Raw genomic sequence first — 16,440 nt, 5'->3', positions numbered from 1 at the left:
CATTGTCGCTGTTCAGGGTCCTGAATGTTTCTTCTCAATATCTATCGTGCCAATGACCATTGACATAGTCAGGTGGGGAACCTACCGTCAGTGTAGTGCTCAAGTGAGACACGATGACCAACTTATTTGAGGGGTAGCAATGACGCTTTCCATCGACGATGCTGTGAAAGCCGATCGCCAGAACACTGCAGGCAATGATGCGGCTGCTGCTGAGACGCAGAAATACCACGAGTTGCTCAGTACGCTTTCTGAAGGTTCGGTTCGCAAGAACTTTGATCCGTATACAGACATTGCCTGGGACTCTCCTGAATTCGTCGTCGATCCAACGGACCGACGGTGGATCCTCCCAGTAGCTGACCCGCTTGGGCGGCACCCGTGGTACCAGTCGCAACCCGTCGAAAAACAAATTGCTATAGGCATGTGGCGGCAAGCCAACATCATGAAGGTGGGCCTCCACTTCGAGAATGCCCTCATTCGCGGGATCATGCACTACGCCTTCATGCTTAAGAATGGCGACCCCGAATTCCGCTACGTCACCCATGAAGCGGCCGAAGAATGCAACCACACCCTCATGTTCCAGGAGGGCGTCAACCGGATCGGTGTAGATGTTCCGGGGATGACTGGGCTGCTACGCAAGGCAGTACCGCTTCTCGGCATCGCAGTGCGTGTCTTCCCCGAATTGTTTTTCACGTTCGTTCTCTCTGGCGAAGAGCCCATCGACCACTTGCAAAAGAGCATCCTGCGCGCAGGAGCTGAGATGCCGCCGATGGTCGAACGGATCATGCAGATTCACGTCGCCGAAGAAGCCCGCCATATCTCCTTTGCCCACGAATACCTGATCCGCAAAGTGCCCACCTCCAACGTCGTCAAGCGTGGCTCACTGTCAGTATTGATGCCCATCGCGATGCGGTGGCTATGCGACGCAATTGTCATTCCGCCGAAAGAGTTCAGCGAAGAGTTCGACATCCCAAAGTCGGTGATAAAAGAACTGTATTGGAAGGCGCCTGAATCGAAGGAGGTCCTTCGCGACATTTTCGGCGACGTGCGCGCGCTGGCCCGTAGTGCAGGGCTGATGAACCCCGTTTCTAAAGCTGTGTGGAAGCTATGCGGAATCGATGGGCGTGAAAGCCGTTACCGCAGCGAACCTACTGCCGATCAAACAAAGGTCGCGGCACTCACCAGGGCGGCCTAGCATGCCTCACATTGTCACCCAGGCTTGCTGCAGCGACGCGTCGTGCGTATATGCATGCCCCGTGAACTGTATTCACCCCACGCCGGATGAACCGGATTTCTTGACAGCAGAAATGCTGCACATCGATCCGGCGTCTTGTGTTGACTGCGGGGCGTGCGTGTCCGCCTGCCCGGTAGACGCCATCGTTCCCCACACCAAGTTGCTGCCAGCCCAGCGCGAGTACGAGCAAATCAACGCTGATTTCTATCGTGACGCGAATCCTCGGACACCCCTGGCGCTCATACCTATATCGCCAACAAAAAGGCCTGCTCCGGAGCCGCTCAGCGTCGCCGTTGTGGGATCGGGGCCAGCAGCAATGTACGTAGCGGATGAGCTCCTTAAGCAGCGGGACATACACGTTAACGTGTTTGAACGACTCTCCTCGCCCTACGGACTTGCTCGATACGGGGTCGCTCCCGACCACCAATCCACTAGGAAGGTCGCAGACCTTTTTGACCACATCGCCGCACACCCACACTTCCGACTAAGCCGCGGTGTGGATGTGGGGGTCGACATCAGCCATGCAGACATCCTTAGAAAGCACAACGCCGTTGTGTACGCGGTAGGCGCCTCCGCAGACCGTCGACTCGACATTGTTGGCGAAGACCTTGACGGAAGTGTGGCTGCCACGGAGTTTGTGGCCTGGTATAACGGACACCCGGACTTTGTCGACAAGAAATACAACCTCGATCACAAACGCGTGGTGATCGTCGGCAACGGAAACGTCGCGCTCGACATGGCGCGAATACTCACGACCCCACCGGACGAACTCGCCAGTACGAGTATCGCCCCACACGCGCTCGCCGCCCTGCGAACCAGCAAGGTGGAGGAAGTCGTCATCCTCGGACGGCGTGGAGTGGCGCAAGCTGCGTACACGCTGCCCGAGATTCTGGGGCTCGCGAGAAAACACTCAGCGCACCTTGTTGTGGATCCGGGGGAACTCCACATCGACGAGGCGACAGCGAACGATCGTGCCAACGGAACGCTGAGGCCATCAGTGGAAAGGAAGCTCGACCTAGCCAACGAAATCGCCACGACCGAAATCGCCACGACCGCACCACCGGAGAGATCACAGCGCCGCATAGTGTTCCGCTACCTGGTGTCGCCGACGGAGATTCTTGGCACTAACAGCGTCAACGGTATCGTCGTCGAACGAAATGCACTCGTTGCCGAAGGGAGCCGGGTTCGCGCCGTGGGCACGGGGCAGAAAGAAACGATCGAGGCTGGACTCGTAATCCGCTCCGTCGGCTACCGAGGGCGCACACAAACCGACCTGCCATTTGACGACAGCCTGGGAGTGATCCCCAACAGCGGCGGGCGCGTTACCGGCCACGACGGCGACATACTCCCCGCCGTCTACGTGGCGGGGTGGATTAAACGGGGGCCTTCCGGATTCATCGGTACAAACAAATCGTGTGCCAAGGAAACCGTCGACAATCTCATTGAGGACTTTAACGTCGGAAAGCTCCCAACGCCGGCGGGTGCACCTGTTGTCGAACCAGCACCCCGCAGCTGGCGCCAACGCGTTCGCCTCGGTTAAAGCCTGATAGAACACGGAAGTCCGCTGTGTCGATCAACCTGATCGACACAGCGGACTTTTGCTTTAATCGTCGCGTGAAGCCGCGATCATATCTTCGCGCTCGACAAGTTTGACGCGTTCGCGACCGTGCGGTTCACCAAGTTTGCGTTCGTGCGAATCGAGTCGGTACCAGCCCTCCCACGTGGTGTAGGGGTGGTTCTTAGCTTCGAGGAACTCAACAATCGCCTCGTCGCGTGGGTCAATCGTCGGCGGGAGTGCTCCCGCTGCATGATCTTCAAGCACACACGACACAGTCTCGGCAGAGTCACGCTTGGTATGGCCGATGAGCCCGACAGGTCCACGTTTGATCCAGCCCGTTGCATACACACCAGGCACCGGAGCGCCGTCGGCTAGTACGCGACCTAGTTCGTTAGGCACAACAGCGGTGCGTGGGTCGAAAGGCACACCGGACAGTTCATCGGAACGGTAACCCACTGCGCGGTACACTGCGCCGATTGGCCATTCGGTGAACTTGCCGGTACCGCGAACTCCGCCTTTGCCGTCGAGTTCGGTGCGCTCGGTGCGCAACCCGATGACTTTTCCGTCCTCGCCGAGGATCTCAACAGGATTCTCAAAGAAGTGAATGAAGAGCTTGTGTGGTCGGCCCGTGTCCTCGCGTACTGCGTAACCCTCGATGATTTTCACGACGGTATCGAGAATTTTTGAGGATGCACGCTCGGTGATCGAAGCCTCGTCGTATTGCAAATCGGCTTCGTCGACGACGACCTCGATGCTCTTCGAGTGGTCGAGTTCCTTCAACTCCAATGGGCTGAACTTCGCCTGGGCAGGACCACGGCGACCAAAAACATGGATTTCCTTGGCCTTGTTGGACTTCAAACCCTCATAGACGTTATCTGGGATCTCAGTAACAAGAAGTTCGTCGGCAGTTTTCGCCAATACCCGGGCCACGTCCAGAGACACATTGCCCAACCCCAGGACAGCTACCTTTTCTGCGTCGAGCGGCCAGGTGCGCGGAAAATCAGGATGGCCGTCGTACCAGCCGACAAATTCCGCAGCACCGAAGCTGCCGTCGAGGTCAATGCCGGGGATGCGCATGGCACGGTCAGCGACAGCGCCGGTGGAGAAGATGACAGCGTCGTACATGCGCCGCATGTCGTCCATCGTGATGTCTGTGCCGAAGTCGACATGGCCAAACAACCGAACTTGAGGCTTATCGAGAACCTTGTGAAGCGCGGTCACGATGCCCTTGATGCGCGGGTGGTCGGGTGCGACTCCGTAGCGGATCAACCCAAATGGAGCTGGCATGCGTTCGAAAAGGTCGATGCTGACCCCTGGATCTTGGGCCGTTTCGGACTTCATCAAAGAATCGGCAGCATAGATTCCGGCGGGACCGGCGCCGACAATGGCGACCCGTAGGGGACGAGTACTCATCAGATGTGGTTCCTCACTTCCATGGAGGTGCGCAACGTGGCCTTAGGGCAACGCCTGTTTTGAGGAGAACGCTAGTAGTTCATCCAGGGCTAGTACAGCGGTTCATGTTCGCCGCTGTCGGGCAGCACCCTGCGGGGAACATAAAGTTGTGTCAGAGCAGCGGAAATCAAAGCAATGGCTCCGATTGTGGCAGCAGCGAAGATGAGGTGGATGACAGCGAGGTGTTGAAGCCCACCCGAGCTTGCGGTGATGATGGCGAAAACTGCTGTTCCAACGCCAATGAGGACCGCTGTCGCGCTGGCGTAACTGAATCGTTGACGCCAGGCGAATGAGCTGCGCGATGGTCGGCGTGCTTCGCGTCGGAGGGCAAGGGTAGCGCCGACTACGGCGAGTATCCCCACGTAAAGTCCGACGGCCACCCCGACCATCGCCGCACCGATATTGAATTGTTGAGTATCCCACCAGCCGAGAACCGCACCGAGTATCGCCCCAGCTACGGTGTGAATCACCACGGCTCTCGATGCGATTGCTGCAGTCATGTCAATTGTTCATTCGTGAGGTTATCTAGTTGCTTCGTTGTCCGGCGGTGCGCTGCGATCAGAATGCCCACCACAACTACCAAGCCTAATACCATCATCGCGACCGTGATGCCGATGTCGCCGCTCGGTGCGAGCAGTTCCCTGTCGTCGGTCTGCCAAGGCCACAGCGCGCGCAACGAACCAAGAAGAAGGCCCGTCATCACAACCATGGTGAGGTGGTGGTAGTGCTCAAGCAGCCACTGGAGCAGTTTCACAAAGACTGAGAGTCCCAGGAACGCACCGAGCGCGAAGAACGCGATGTAACCGAGATCGCGTTCATTAACCGCGTCGAGGGTGGTGGCGTAAAGCCCCATGGCCAGGAGCATGAAAGAACCTGATACGCCGGGGAGGACGAGGGCGTTGATGGCGATTGCGGCCGCGATCATGATGACGATCGGGCTTGGGTCGCTCAGATTTCCTTCCGGAAAACCGGTAAGGAAAAACGCTAGCGCCGCCGCGGCGAGGGCGATGACGTAGTGCACCGGCATCCACCGTTGACCAGTGTGCGTGTAGGGAACCCAAATGGACGCGAGAACTAGGCCGAAGAACAGTGCGAAGGAGCGTTGCGGATATTCCTCAACCAAAGGGGCGACAATCTTTGCCGCGACAATCAGCATGACTGCCATACCGGCGAGTACACCGACGATCATTCCCCAGTCAACCTTGCGGAGTTCGCCAGCAGCACGTTCTGTGCCTTTGCCTCGCGGGATGTCCGTAGCGGCAAGCCGCAGACCGCTCACGGTATGTCCTGCAGACGCTATGAGGCGGTCGTATAGCCCAGTGATGAGCGCGACAGTACCCCCGCTGACACCGGGGATGACTTCGGCTGTACCCATGAGGCCGCCTCGGACAACATTGAATACGTGATTAGTCGGAGCATTCGCCATGGTCATAGCCTAAGCGGACAAAGCTGGAATCGCGTGTGACATTCGCTGCACGCGATTCCAGCTTTGCTGGTTCTTAGCCTGTTACTGCGGTGATGCTCTGTGGTGTGGCAGAAATCTCTGTGGTGGCGATTGTGTCGCCAGAGGTGAGATTGACTGCGATAACCCGATCTGAAGCCGTGTCCGTGACGTAGGCGACCGAATCGAGCACATAGAGATTAGGCCGTGGGTCGCGCCATGATTCTGGTGCCGTCCATGGATCGATGACGGGGAAGCTAGTGGTTACCTCACCACTGCTGACATCAATGACATGGATCGCGCCGTCTACGCCGAGGACGAGGGCGTTGCCGTCGGAGCCGAGCGCTAGTGAGCTCGAGGTGTACTCGACGCCAAGTTCCACAACCGTCATGGACATGGTGTTGGTGTCGACCAGTGCTACTCGGTCGAGTCCGCTGTCTGGATCATGCCTGAAGTCGGTGAGAATGACGGGGCTGGCCTCGGTGCCGCGCGCATTCCCGATACGGCCTGGATCCGAGGGGCTAGTAATTTTGCTGAACTCCCCGTCCTTGAACACAAGAACTCCGTCTTGGCACCCCACGAGGAAAGCTTCGTCGGCGGCTATAGCTTCACCATGCAAGCCGGGGCATGATTCGTCGCGCCCGATCTCGTTGCCATCGGCATCAAATACTGCCAGTCCGGTTCGGCTTTCTGAATCGCCCAGACTAATGATGCGATGACCGTTCGACAGTTCGACTGCCACCCCGTGGTGAGGCTCCGCGGCAGCGTATTCGGTGACGTTTATGGAGGTTCGGCTGAGGTCGCGGGTAGGGAACGACGTGATATCTCCGGTGCCGTCATCGAAGAGCACGATGCGTCCGGCGTTGGCAACAACATGTGCAGGCTTCTCGGCCTCGAACGCTGTGTCCGTCAACTGTGGTGTTGCGGTGTAGTGGTGACCGTGGTCGCCGTGCGAGTCAGTCCATGTTCCCATGTCGAGAAACCGGAAGGTGCTATCGGTGGAGACCACAACATGTCGGCCGTCGCCTGCGGCTTTGATGCTCGCAAGGTTGTCGACTGCAATGTCGGCAACTTCGTCTAGGGTGGCGGCGTCGAGCACGAGTACGCCGCCATCGTGGGAGAGCGCGATGCGCGGTACCGCGATGTCAGCTTCCTCTGGTTGTTCTGCTGCGCTTGTCGTGGTTTCAGGGGCCTCGCTCGCAGCCGTCTCGACATCGTCCGTGCTTGACGCGCACGCGGTGACAACGGCCATCGTGAGAAGTAGGGGCGGGACGGTTTTCAAGCGGATCATAGAGGAAATGATAACTGTTATCGATAAAGCCGTCAGAACTGCGAAACCAAGAACCCAACAAACAGCACCGCAAAACCGCCGATCTCACACGCAATGAGCGCAAACATAAAGCCATGTAAACCATGGACAGGTTTCGCAAACTGATTCGTGGTGTCCTGCAACGCCCCGTGCACCACATACGACGCTATCGCCCCCACAAAAAACACCACGACGACCAGCACGGCCACCGTATTCACCCACGAAGGCCACGCACTCAACTCCGCAAACGGCGCCAACAGCAGTGCCGCAAACGCATACATTAGCGCTGCCCGATGCGCGATATCGACATACACATGCGCCTGATGCTGCGGCGATCGCACAATCTGAGCGTATTTCCACACACCGAGCACAAGGGCCCACAAAAAGATCCCGCCAGCAGCCGCCAAAGCGACGCGCGTCTCCAAAGCAAGTTCTACAACCACATGTCCATACTCTCACCCGCTAGGCTCTACACCGCATCAACAAGTACGGGAAGGAACCCAAGGTGATAATTGGTACACCGCTGAGTGACACCGCGACGAAGGTCATGCTCCTCGGAGCTGGTGAACTCGGCAAAGAAGTCATCATCGCCTTCCAACGCCTCGGCATCGAAGTCATCGCCGTTGACCGCTACGCGAAAGCCCCCGGCCACCAAGTAGCCCATCGCTCCCACGTCATCGACATGACAGACCGCGACGCCCTGCTCGCCCTGATCAAACACGAAAAACCCCATTTTGTGGTCCCTGAGATCGAAGCGATCGCCACAGACGCACTAGCCGAAGCCGTGGAAGACGGAATCACCGAAGTCATCCCCACCGCACGCGCCACGCAGCTCACAATGAATCGCGAAGGAATACGCCGCCTCGCAGCCGAAGAACTCGGCCTACCCACATCGAAGTACGCCTTTGCCAACAACTTCGAAGAACTAACCGAAGCAGCAAAGACCGTTGGATTCCCCTGCGTCATCAAACCCATCATGTCGTCATCAGGGAAAGGTCAATCAGTTGTTCACGACGCCGATGGCCTTGAGCACGCCTGGGATTACGCCCTTGCCGGTGGCCGAGTCAATAAGCAGCGCGTCATTATCGAAGGCTTCGTCGACTTCGACTACGAAATCACCCTCCTGACGGTGCGATCCACCCACTCGGGCGCCATCACCACATCATTCTGCGAACCGATTGGCCACAAACAAGAACGCGGCGACTACATCGAATCCTGGCAACCCCACCCCATGTCAGAAACCGCGCTTGCTTCTGCGCGCCACATCGCAGAGAAAGTCACCGCCGCACTCGGCGGCAGAGGCGTATTCGGTGTAGAGCTTTTTGTCAAAGGCGACGACGTGTACTTCTCCGAAGTCAGCCCGCGACCACACGACACCGGACTCGTAACCCTCGCCACCCAGCGCTACTCAGAGTTCGAACTCCACGCCCGCGCAGTCCTGCGCCTCCCCGTCGATACCTCGCTCCGTGAACCAGGCGCCTCAGCGGTGATCTACGGCGGCGTCGATTCGCGCAGTGTTCGCTTCTCCGGGATAGCTGATGCCCTCGACGTCCCCGGCGTAGACGTCCGACTATTCGGTAAGCCCGAGAGCTTTGAGTTTCGCCGCATGGGCGTCGTTGTTGCCAGCGCCGAGAACATCGACGTTGCCCGCGAGCGCGCCCGCGAGGCTGCAGCATGCGTCAAACCCATCGCTGACTGATCGGGGATGTCACCGAGGCCGCAAGGCCGTCAACAATCCGTAGCAGGACGCAAAGTTCCCCCTGGGCACGTAATGGCGACCAAACCTTCGAGTCAACACCTAGCCCCGCTACGGTGATGCCATGAACCTAGTCGGCGAGATCATCATCGCCATCGCAATACTCATTGGGATCGCGGGCATTATTTTGCCAGTGCTTCCCGGGGTGCTTGTCGTATTCGGCGCGATATTAATCTGGGCGATATTCGAGGGGACCTCTACCGGCTGGATCGTGTTTGTCATCGCGACCGGGTTTTTGGTCGTCACAGCAATCCTTCAATACACCTGGCCAGGCCGGTCCTTGCGGGAAGCGGGAATCCCGATGCGATCCATCGTGATCGGTCTGATCGCCGCCGTGATCGGGTTTTTTGTCATCCCCGTCATTGGGCTATTCATTGGCTTCATCGGTGGCACATTCCTAGCCGAAGCTGCTCGCGTGCGTCGCCCCGAAGCCGCCTGGGCGGCCACTGTCCAGGCCACCAAAGCGGTGGTTGTGTCTACCCTCATTCAGTTGCTAGGTGCGTTAGCCGCCGCTGCCACATGGGTTATCGGGGCGTGGATCCTGTAGCGGCGATGCATGCCCCAAAATGCAGCGACGCTCCCACTTTTGACGTTCGCTCCCACTTTTTCACTGCAAAAGCGGGAGCATCGGGACAAAGTGGGAGCGTCGGCAAAAAGCTCAGTCAGTCGTCTGCGACACCGCTGGCGCGGAGCATCTCTTCGCGCTCGACGACCTTGATTCGCGCCCGGCCTTCAGGTTCGCCGAGAGAACGCTCGTGGGCGTCGAGTCGGTACCAACCATCCCACGTCGTGAACGGGATGTTTTGGCCGTCTAGGTAGTCGACAATCGCCTGCGGATCCGGGTGTGAAGGCTTGGGCAGCGTCGGAATGTCGTCGACCAGGCATGCGATCGTTTCGTTTGCGTCGCCCTTGGTATGGCCGATCAGGCCGATAGGTCCACGCTTGATCCAGCCGGTGACGTAGATGCCCCCGAGGTGGGTGCCATCGTCACCAATCACGCGGCCAGCCTCGTTGGGCACCGTGCCTGCCTGCTCATCGAACGGAAGCTTGGCGACGTTTTCTGACAGGTATCCGACAGCCCGGTATACGGCCTGTACGTCCCAATCAGTGAACTTGCCTGTACCGCGGACATTGCCCGTGCCGTCAAGTTCGGTTCGCTCAGTACGTAGCCCCGTAACTTTCCCGTCCTCGCCAAGAATCTCGGCAGGGCTCTCGAAAAAGTGCAGGAAGATCTTGTTCGGTAGGTCCTTGGGATCACGAATCGCGTAGTCCTGAATGATGTTCGCAACCTGATCAACGATCTTGGACGAACGTCGAGCGATCGTGGAGGCCTCGTCGTAGTCAATGTCGAGGGGGTCGACGACTACCTCAACATTGGGGGAGTGCGCGAGTTCCTTCAGTTCCAATGGCGTGAACTTCGCTTGGGCGGGTCCGCGGCGCCCGAAGACGTGCACTTCGCGAGCCTTCGAGGCCTTGAGGCCTTCGTAAACATTGTGCGGAATTTCAGTTTCGAGCAGTTCATCCGCTGTCTTAGCGAGTACGCGCGCAACATCGAGTGCGACGTTGCCAACACCCAAGACGGCCACCTTTTCGGCTTCCAAGGGCCATTCACGCGGCACATCGGGGTGCCCGTCATACCAGGACACGAAGTCTGCAGCACCGTAGGAACCGTCCAGCTCGATGCCGGGTACGGACAGCGCACGGTCAGCATTAGCCCCCGTTGCGAAGATCACGGCGTCGTAGTACGAATGCAGCGTTGTCAGGTCAATGTCAGTGCCGTACGAAACATTGCCGAACAGCCGCACCTCGGGTTTGTCGAGCACCTTGTGCAAGGCGGTGATGATGCCCTTGATGCGGGGGTGGTCCGGCGCGACGCCGTAGCGGATCAGCCCAAACGGTGCTGGCATCCGTTCGAAGATGTCGATCGACACCCCGCGTTCGGAAGCGGCTTCTGATTTCATTAGTGCGTCAGCGGCGTAGATGCCGGCAGGGCCGGACCCGACGATTCCAACTCGCAACGGCCGTGTCTGGTCAGTCATCAGAAACGCTTTACCTCATTCTGGGGTGGACAGTCGATTGTCCAGTGTAGATTAGAACTTCTGTCTCTGGTGAGTCCGCTCGCATTACTCTTGTCACAGTCGGCCTGCTTGTCACAGTCGGCCTGCTTGTCACAGTCGGCCTGCTTGTCACCAGTGTCGGTGTGCGAAATGTCGCACAAGTGTGGAACTCTGTAGGAGTGAGCTACGCAGGTGACATTAGCCCAGAGCAGGCATGGCAGATGCTCGAGCAGGACCCCGAGGCCATTCTCGTTGACGTCCGCACGCAAGCCGAGTGGAACTATGTCGGTGTGCCAGACATTTCCTCGCTGGGGAAGCGGACTGTTTTTGTCGAATGGGTTGGGTTCCCTACCGGGGGGCGCAACGCGGATTTCCTCAATGACTTAGCGGCGGCGGGTGTCAAGCCCGGCCAGCCTATTGCTTTCCTCTGCCGGTCGGGCCATCGGTCTATTGGCTCTGCGCAACTGGCCACTTCCGCCGGTTTGGGCCCCGCGTACAACGTGCTCGACGGTTTCGAGGGCGGGCTTGATGAGAACGGTCATCGTGGCAGCACGGGTTGGCGTGCGCTTGGGCTTCCGTGGAGGCAGTCATGACATTCCCGCCACCGCGAGAACTTCCGGACGGTGTTCGCCCCGAAACTATTGGCGTTCGCGGAGGACTGACCCGTTCGGGTTTTGAGGAGACTGCCGAGGCGCTGTACCTCACTTCCGGCTATGTTTACGACTCCGCAAGCGCTGCTGAGCAGGCGTTCATCGAGGGCGATCGGTTTGTGTATTCCCGCTACGGGAATCCCACGGTTGCGATGTTTGAAGAGCGCCTTCGTCTCATGGATGGCGGCGAAGCGTGCTTTGGCACGGCGAGTGGTATGGCGGCGGTGTTCGTTGCGCTTGGCGCCCTCCTGAAGGCGGGCGATCGGCTAGTCGCAGCACGTAGCCTTTTTGGCTCCTGCTTTGTTGTGTGCAATGAAATCTTGCCTCGGTGGGGAGTGGAAACCGAGTTCGTCGATGGCGACGACTTGGACCAGTGGGAGAAGGCCCTGTCGAAACCGGCTGCGGCAGTTTTCTTTGAAACGCCATCAAACCCGATGCAGGACCTTGTCGATGTGCGTCGTGTAACCGAGCTGGCTCATGCGGCTGGCGCCAAGGTTGTGCTCGACAATGTTTTTGCAACTCCATTGCTGCAGCGAGGGTTTGAACTCGGCGCCGATATTGTTGTGTATTCCGGCACTAAGCACATTGATGGGCAGGGCCGCGTGCTCGGTGGGGCCATTTTGGGTCCCAAGGAGTACATCAACGGGCCAGTACAAACGCTGATGCGGCACACCGGTCCCGCGTTGAGTCCGTTTAACGCGTGGGTGATGCTGAAGGGTCTCGAAACGCTGGGGATCCGCGTGAAGCAGCAGAATGAGTCAGCGTTACGGATAGCGGAGTTCCTTGAAGATCACCCTGCTACCAGGTGGGTGCGCTACCCATTCTTGCCTTCGCATCCGCAATACGAGCTTGCGAAGCAGCAGATGCTCGGCGGTGGCACGGTTGTGACGTTCGAACTCGATGGTGCTGATGGGAAAGCGCGAGCCTTCGAGGTCTTGGACAAGCTGCGCATCATTGATATTTCAAACAACCTTGGCGATTCCAAGACGCTGATCACTCATCCGGCCACTACCACCCACCGGGCGATGGGCCCCGAGGGACGGGCAACTATTGGCATTACTGACGGGGTCGTGCGAATTTCAGTAGGCCTCGAGCATGTCGAAGACCTGATGGACGATTTGAAGCAAGCGCTTGGGTAAACCTGCTCTCGAAATCTGTAGCTGTTGATTCGTTTGCAAGGCCCGCTTACCAAGTAGCCTAAAAGGTGACAAAGGGAGGCGCGCTAGTGCTTAAGCTCGGATACAAGGCTTCAGCGGAGCAATTTGGACCCCGCGACCTAGTGGAGTTTGCCGTCAAGGCGGAGCAGTGTGGCATGGACTCGGCCAGCGTCAGCGATCACTTTCAGCCATGGCGGCACACCGGCGGGCATGCGCCGTTCTCGCTCGCGTGGATGACTGCGGTCGGGGAGCGGACGAATCGCATTCAGCTCGGAACCTCGGTAATGACGCCGACATTCCGGTACAACCCAGCTGTTATTGCGCAAGCTTTCGCCACGATGGGTTGCTTGTATCCGGGACGGATCATGCTCGGAGTCGGAACAGGCGAGGCGCTCAATGAGATTGCTACCGGCTTTAACGTGTCTGAGGACCATCCGTGGCCGGAGTTCAAGGAACGGTTCGCCCGATTGCGGGAAGCTGTGCGACTTATCCGTGCCTTATGGACCGACGATAACGTGACGTTTGAGGGTGATTACTACCAGACCGTCGACGCAACTGTGTATGACAAGCCTGACGCCACGATTCCCGTGTACATCGCTGCTGGTGGTCCCGTCGTCGCGAAGTATGCGGGCAGAGCGGGCGATGGGTTTATTTGTACCTCAGGCAAAGGGATGGAGCTGTACACAGAAAAGCTGCTTCCTGCTGTGCAACTCGGCGCTGAAGCTGCGGACCGGGATCCAAGTGCGATTGACAAGATGATTGAGATCAAGCTTTCCTATGACACGGATCGTGATGCCGCACTGGAGAACACGCGGTTTTGGGCCCCGTTGAGCCTGACACCTGAGCAGAAGCATTCAGTGACGAGTTCTGCTGAGATGGAAAAGCTTGCGGACGAGCTGCCCATCGAGCAGGTCGCCAAGCGGTGGATCGTCGCCTCTGATCCCGACGAGGCCATTGAGCAGATCATCCCCTACGTCGATGCCGGGTTGAACCACCTTGTTTTCCACGCACCTGGGCATGACCAGGCTCGATTCCTTGAATTGTTTGCGCGGGATTTGGCGCCGCGATTGCGGGAACTGGCGTAGCGCCCGGGATCGCGCCACAGGCGGGGCTCGGAGGCCAGAGACGACCTCCGTATCCCCTCAGCTCCGGTCGCTCATGGCCGCACGCAGCAGGTCGTTCAGCGAGTTTTCTGGATCTGCCAGTGCGTCCGGATCAACTGCCAATTGATCACCGATGACGCGACGCGCGAAAACGAACTCTTTCGGGTGGTTTACGCAGTCGGCGGCAATCATCTGCCCCTGCTTGAAGTAGAAACAGGCGAAACTGCGTCCAGCCGCTGGGTCTCCGCGAAACACTATGCTGTCGTAGCCGTCGTTGAGTCCGGCGATCTGTAGCTTGAGCTCGTACTGGTCGGACCAGAACCACGGCAGAGCCTTGATCTCCTTCTCTTTGTCGCAGATCCTGGCTCCGACTGCTTTGGCTTGTTCGCCGGCGCTGGGCACCGACTCCAGGCGGATCTGGCGCCCGTACCGGGCCAGGTAGTGACTCGCGCAGTCCCCGGCGGCGAAAATGTCCGGGTCGCTCGTTTGCCCGTGGTCGTCGATGACAACCCCGTTGTCCACGGCTAAGCCGGCAGCTGCGGCGAGCTCCACGTTCGGCACAACACCAATGCCGATGATTACGAGGTCGGCGGGAACGAGTTCACCATCCGCGAGGCGCACCCCGCGCACGTGCTCGTCACCCTCGATGCCCGAGATGGAGACCCCAGTACGCACGTCCACACCTTCCTCTCTGTGGACGCGTGTGTAGAACTCTGACAGTTCCGGGGCCGTGACCCGTTGAAGAACACGCTCGGCGCTCTCCAGGACCGTGACCTCAACGCCAAGTTGGCGCAGCGATGCGGCCGCCTCCAAACCGATGTAACCAGCGCCGATGATCGTGACGCGTCCGCTGGCGTGCAGCCCCTTGGCGTGCAGTTCATCACGGATCGCCTCGGTGTCGGCGGCGTCGCGAAGATAGTGCACACCAGCGAGCTCTGCGCCCTCGAGGGGAAAGCTACGTGGCCGGGCCCCGAGGCACAGCACAAGCTTGTCGTAGGAAACTTTTTCACCATCGGACAGTGTGACGGTGTGCGCCTCTCGGTCGATGCTATCGACACGGGCGACGCGGAACGTGATGTCGTGCTTCTCGTAGTACGCCGCCGGGCGGATGAGCTGCTCGTTTAGCGTAGTTTTGCCTGCAAGGTACGTCTTGGAGAGCGGGGGCCGATGGTACGGCAGGACCGGCTCGTCACCGATGACGAGGATTTCCCCAGTCCAGCCGTCCTGGCGCAGGTTCGCGCACACCTGCGCTCCGGCGTGGCTTGCCCCGATGATCAGCACACGCATATGTCAGGCCTGCTTCTTGGTGAGCTCGACCATCATCTTGGAGTAGCCGCGCACAAAGGTTGACTGCACGATCTCGGGTTCCTCGACGACCTTGATGTCGTCGAACCGTTCGAGCAGTTCCTCCCAGAGGATGCGAAGCTGCATCTCAGCGAGACGGTTGCCCATGCAGCGGTGCACGCCGAAGCCAAACGCGATGTGGTTGCGGGCGTTTTTACGGTCGATGATGAGCTTTTCCGGGCTATCAAAGTGGCGCTCGTCGCGGTTGGCTGAGGCATACCACATGATGAGCTTGTCGCCCTTTTTAATGTTCTTTCCGCCGAGGACGGTGTCCTCTTTAGCCCGGCGCGCCATGTATGCCAAGGGCGTCTGCCAGCGTACTATCTCCGACACCATATTCGGGATCAGTTTCGGGTTGGCTTTGAGCTTGGCGAACTCGTCTGGGAACTTGTTCAGTGCATACACGCCACCGCTCATTGAGTTGCGGGTCGTGTCATTGCCGCCGATGACGAGCAGCACGCAGTTACCGAGGAACTCCATCGGACGGCGTTCGATCATGTCTTGGGTGTTCTCGTCGGCCAGCAGCAGGCTGATCAGGTCATACCCGGGAGCCTCGCCCGCAGCGATGCGCGCCTTCTTCTGCTCCCAAAGTTGCAAAACTCTGCGCAGAATTGGTCGGCACTTGGTGAACACCTCGTCGAGGTCAGACGTGCCACCCGTCGCGCCCGGCACGCCCGAAGCCAAGTCGGAGATCACCGTGAGCTCGCGTCGCAGCTCATAAGGGTAGTCGAGCAGCGTGGCGAGCATGCGGCCGGTCAGTTCGATCGATACGTTGTCGACCCAGTCGAACGGTTCGCCGACCGGGAGTTCGTCGAGTACCTCCTGGACGCGGGATCGGATCAGCCCTTCCAGTTCCTTGAGGTTTTGCGGCGCGACCACTGGCTGGACCGCAGCGCGCTGAATGTCGTGCTGAGGCGGGTCCATGGCGATGAACATTTTGATGTCGAAGCCGGCGGGGAACTTACCGATGATGATGTCGGGCTCGGCCGAGAACAGGTGGTGGTCCTTGTCCATCGCGAGGATGTCCTCGTAGCGCGTAACCGACCAGAACGGGCCGAATGGGCCCTTCGTCTGGTGGTGCACCGGCGATTCGTCCCGCAGGCGCTTGAAGTGTGATTCCCACTGCCCCTGTCGGTACAGGAACGGGTTGCTCATGTCGATATCGGCCAGTGGAATGGTGGCGCCGTCGGGGATTGGCGTTTCAACGAAGATAGGCGAGCGCTCGCGCGGGTCAACGACCCGGCGCGCCTTGTTGTAAAGATGCGACCCCTTGACCAGTACGTCGAGAGGGACAACCTGCTCGACCTTGTTCTTGACCGGGTAGAAAACTTTGTTCTTTACCGGGGAGAAAATCTTGTTCATTGCGCCTACCTCGTCGTAGC

The 16,440-nt window shown here is 58.9% G+C and carries 15 protein-coding genes; 7 read left to right on the top strand and 8 right to left on the bottom strand.

Going from position 1 to position 16,440, the window contains the following annotated elements; all coding sequences use genetic code 11:
* Positions 1 to 139: 139 nt before the first annotated feature.
* Together IEW73_RS06400 and IEW73_RS06395 are read left to right on the top strand one after the other, a co-directional pair.
* A complete protein-coding gene (locus tag IEW73_RS06400; RefSeq protein WP_188671712.1) occupies positions 140 to 1,192 on the top strand; it encodes an AurF N-oxygenase family protein in 1,053 nt (350 codons plus the stop codon).
* A 1-nt stretch (position 1,193) separates the two neighbouring features.
* Entirely contained in the window at positions 1,194 to 2,771 is a 1,578-nt protein-coding gene (locus IEW73_RS06395) for an FAD-dependent oxidoreductase (protein ID WP_188671709.1), read from the top strand.
* A gap of 63 nt (positions 2,772 to 2,834) precedes the next feature.
* Here the strand turns inward: IEW73_RS06395 and IEW73_RS06390 are convergent, their stop codons facing one another.
* The 5 genes from IEW73_RS06390 to IEW73_RS06370 form a co-directional block, all read right to left on the bottom strand.
* On the bottom strand, positions 2,835 to 4,202 hold the full coding sequence (locus IEW73_RS06390) for an FAD-dependent oxidoreductase (RefSeq protein ID WP_188671708.1): 1,368 nt from the start codon (positions 4,200 to 4,202) through the stop codon (positions 2,835 to 2,837).
* An 89-nt stretch (positions 4,203 to 4,291) separates the two neighbouring features.
* The gene (locus IEW73_RS06385) at positions 4,292 to 4,741 is read right to left on the bottom strand and encodes a hypothetical protein (protein ID WP_188671706.1); all 450 of its coding nucleotides are present in this window, start codon (positions 4,739 to 4,741) and stop codon (positions 4,292 to 4,294) included.
* Positions 4,738 to 5,667 (bottom strand): DUF368 domain-containing protein, encoded by a 930-nt coding sequence (locus IEW73_RS06380; protein ID WP_229675791.1) that lies wholly within the window; start codon positions 5,665 to 5,667, stop codon positions 4,738 to 4,740. The genes IEW73_RS06385 and IEW73_RS06380 overlap by 4 nt, the downstream gene beginning before the upstream one ends.
* A gap of 73 nt (positions 5,668 to 5,740) precedes the next feature.
* Positions 5,741 to 6,973, bottom strand: coding sequence for a hypothetical protein (locus IEW73_RS06375; protein ID WP_188671704.1), 1,233 nt, complete (start codon positions 6,971 to 6,973; stop codon positions 5,741 to 5,743).
* A 32-nt stretch (positions 6,974 to 7,005) separates the two neighbouring features.
* On the bottom strand, positions 7,006 to 7,434 hold the full coding sequence (locus IEW73_RS06370) for a hypothetical protein (RefSeq protein ID WP_188671701.1): 429 nt from the start codon (positions 7,432 to 7,434) through the stop codon (positions 7,006 to 7,008).
* Between the two features lie 62 nt (positions 7,435 to 7,496).
* Between IEW73_RS06370 and purT the strand changes: the two genes are divergently transcribed.
* Together purT and IEW73_RS06360 are read left to right on the top strand one after the other, a co-directional pair.
* The gene (gene purT, locus IEW73_RS06365) at positions 7,497 to 8,690 is read left to right on the top strand and encodes a formate-dependent phosphoribosylglycinamide formyltransferase (RefSeq protein ID WP_188671699.1); all 1,194 of its coding nucleotides are present in this window, start codon (positions 7,497 to 7,499) and stop codon (positions 8,688 to 8,690) included.
* Positions 8,691 to 8,811: 121 nt separating this feature from the next.
* Entirely contained in the window at positions 8,812 to 9,294 is a 483-nt protein-coding gene (locus IEW73_RS06360; protein ID WP_188671697.1) for a DUF456 domain-containing protein, read from the top strand.
* Between the two features lie 115 nt (positions 9,295 to 9,409).
* On the opposite strand, the gene IEW73_RS06355 is transcribed toward IEW73_RS06360, so the two are convergent.
* Positions 9,410 to 10,786 carry an FAD-dependent oxidoreductase gene (locus IEW73_RS06355; protein ID WP_188671695.1) on the bottom strand — a complete coding sequence of 459 codons (1,377 nt, stop codon included), beginning with the start codon at positions 10,784 to 10,786 and terminating at the stop codon, positions 9,410 to 9,412.
* Positions 10,787 to 10,983: 197 nt separating this feature from the next.
* Here IEW73_RS06355 and IEW73_RS06350 point away from each other — a divergent pair, with 197 nt between their 5' ends.
* From IEW73_RS06350 to fgd, 3 genes are all read left to right on the top strand, one after another.
* Positions 10,984 to 11,397 (top strand): rhodanese-like domain-containing protein, encoded by a 414-nt coding sequence (locus tag IEW73_RS06350; RefSeq protein ID WP_188671693.1) that lies wholly within the window; start codon positions 10,984 to 10,986, stop codon positions 11,395 to 11,397.
* Positions 11,394 to 12,593 (top strand): O-succinylhomoserine sulfhydrylase, encoded by a 1,200-nt coding sequence (locus IEW73_RS06345; RefSeq protein WP_188671691.1) that lies wholly within the window; start codon positions 11,394 to 11,396, stop codon positions 12,591 to 12,593. Before IEW73_RS06350 ends, IEW73_RS06345 begins: the two co-directional genes overlap by 4 nt.
* A gap of 86 nt (positions 12,594 to 12,679) precedes the next feature.
* A complete protein-coding gene (gene fgd, locus IEW73_RS06340) occupies positions 12,680 to 13,696 on the top strand; it encodes a glucose-6-phosphate dehydrogenase (coenzyme-F420) (RefSeq protein WP_188673047.1) in 1,017 nt (338 codons plus the stop codon).
* Positions 13,697 to 13,753: 57 nt separating this feature from the next.
* Here the strand turns inward: fgd and IEW73_RS06335 are convergent, their stop codons facing one another.
* Positions 13,754 to 15,001: an NAD(P)/FAD-dependent oxidoreductase gene (locus IEW73_RS06335; protein WP_188671689.1), complete on the bottom strand. Its 1,248-nt coding sequence runs from the start codon at positions 14,999 to 15,001 to the stop codon at positions 13,754 to 13,756.
* Between the two features lie 3 nt (positions 15,002 to 15,004).
* Positions 15,005 to 16,420 (bottom strand): cytochrome P450, encoded by a 1,416-nt coding sequence (locus IEW73_RS06330; protein ID WP_188671687.1) that lies wholly within the window; start codon positions 16,418 to 16,420, stop codon positions 15,005 to 15,007.
* Between the last annotated feature and the right edge of the window lie 20 nt (positions 16,421 to 16,440).

The organism is Hoyosella rhizosphaerae (assembly GCF_014643175.1).
Taxonomy (GTDB): domain Bacteria; phylum Actinomycetota; class Actinomycetes; order Mycobacteriales; family Mycobacteriaceae; genus Lolliginicoccus; species Lolliginicoccus rhizosphaerae.
The sequence above is the reverse complement of the archived record's forward strand: the minus strand, read 5'-3'. Positions and strand labels throughout refer to the sequence as shown.